This is a genomic window from Nocardia barduliensis (genome assembly GCF_013315795.1).
Classification (GTDB): domain Bacteria; phylum Actinomycetota; class Actinomycetes; order Mycobacteriales; family Mycobacteriaceae; genus Nocardia; species Nocardia barduliensis.
This window is the reverse complement of sequence record NZ_JABLTE010000245.1, coordinates 1-1,930: the sequence shown is the minus strand read 5'-3', so window position 1 is coordinate 1,930 and position 1,930 is coordinate 1. Positions and strand designations below refer to the sequence as shown.

The 1,930-nt window shown below is 63.9% G+C and carries 1 protein-coding gene and 1 pseudogene; both read right to left on the bottom strand.

Annotated elements, in window-relative coordinates:
- Positions 1–247: pseudogene (locus HOV91_RS38955) on the bottom strand (AAA family ATPase); the annotation flags it as partial.
- Positions 248–1,047: 800 nt separating this feature from the next.
- Positions 1,048–1,930 (bottom strand): AfsR/SARP family transcriptional regulator (locus HOV91_RS38950; protein ID WP_217441611.1); only part of this gene is annotated, 883 nt, incomplete at its 5' end.

The following is a 1,930-nucleotide window of genomic DNA, read 5'->3' as shown; positions in this document are numbered from 1 at the left end:
GGGCAGACATGGCCGGGGCGGCAGCGGCGGCGGTGTGGGCGTTGGCGCGGTAGCGGCGCGGTGAGGCGGCGGTACGGTCGGCGTGACCGGCGGCAGTCAGTGCCTCGAGCGCGTTGCCGACCGCACCGGAAGAACGCGCCAGGTTTTTCGCGACCTCCCGGGGGGAATACTCACGGCCCGGATCGCCAGCCAGCACACCGGCGACCATGCGCCGCAATTCACCATTACCCAACCGAGGTGAAGTCATTTCATCTCCAGAAAGTCGAACCCGAATCACGTACCGCCACGCGGATCGTGGCATACGTGTGGCGAGGCCACCAATCGGATTTTTCGTGGATTCCCCGGCGAATTCCGGGGCACATCTCGACGCTAGCTCGGCTCACAACGAGTCCACAACCCGAAAATGCGGCAATTTCCGGAATTTATTCTCGAGTCCTTCTATTCGACAACGCAAGAATGAAATGAAACGCGCACAAGCCCCACCCGACCGAAACGACGACACCACCGAAAAAGCAATAAAAACAAAAAGAATGAAAGGAGCGAAGAAGGGCAGGAGCAAGAGACACGAGGACAGGACAGCAGAGGCGAGGACGGCACGACACAGAGCCGCCGAGACCGCCGACGAGCGACGGCGAAGCATGTCTATATAGCTTTGTATATAGACAATCCTGGATGACCCCCAGCCGGGGAAATACACTCTCACCAGGGGTTTCTCTGCACCCGAGTGGGGCGTCTTGACTGCCCCACCGAATGCCCCACGGATTGCCCCACGAAATGCCCCACCAATTGACCACATCAAGATCGCGAGCGGCGAACTGCGGCACCTACCGATTCGCAATTTCGCGAGAACAGTTTTCGAAAGGCGAGAATATATACGAATCCGGGCCGGTGCAGTGAATAACCCTGCGACCCATGCCGCCTATTTCGATCGTACAGGGAAATCCATTCAGGCATCGACCGTCAATTCGGCGATAATTCGTTGCCCTGCGTGAGGGCGTCGCGGATTCTCTCATCGGCTCGGCGGCGCATGGGTGCCGATGACCGGTTCTATTCGGCAGTTTTGCGAAGTTGTTCGAGAAGTCGGTGCGTTTCGCGGCTGGGGGTTTCGCCGATTTCGGCGAGTCTGCGGGTGAGTAGTGAGTAGGTGGAGGCGAGGGTGTCGTATTCGCCGAGTCGCGCGTGCAAGCGCAGGATGTGCTGCCAGAGGGTTTCGTTGTAGGGGTCGTTGTCGACGGCTGTCTCGAATAGTCCCAGGGTGTCGCGAGGGTCGAGGTCGCCGTTGCGAGCCAGCCAGCTCAGCGCGTGGCGGGTGTCGCGGCGGGCGGCTTCGCGCAGGGGTTCCACCCAGGCCGAGTCGAGGTCGGTGGCCAGGGTGGTGGTCGCCAGGGTCGCGATCGTCCGGCAGGCGGCGGCCTGGTCCTGGTCATCGGTGGCGCGGCGGCGCGAGGCGACGGCCGCGGCGAACTCGCGATAGTCGACGGTGATCGTGTCCTCGGACAAGCGGCAGTGCGTGCGGTCGTCGCTGAGCAAGGCGGTGACTTGGTTGTCGGTAGCGGTGGCGAGGGTGGTGCGCAGGCGGCTGAGCGTGTTGGTCAGCGTGTGCCCGGCTCGTTCCGAGTCGGGCTCATCCAAGAGCCGCTCGATCAGCGCCGCCCTGCTCAGGCCCTCAGGGTGCAGGGCCAGCACCGTGAGCGCCGCGCGACTGCGCGGCTGCAACCGGGAGGTGATGTCGATCGACTCCACCCGTCCCGGTGCCCGCCACAACACCCGGGTGGGTCCGAAGACACTGATCGCCAGTCCGGGCTCAGGCCGCTTCGGCGAGTTCGACGGCAGCGGGCTCGACGGCGCGGGGCGCTGTGGCGAGTCGGGAGGGTCGATGGGCCGATCCTCGTCGGGTCGGCTGGCCTGCTGGGCCTGCTCGGGCGTGGTG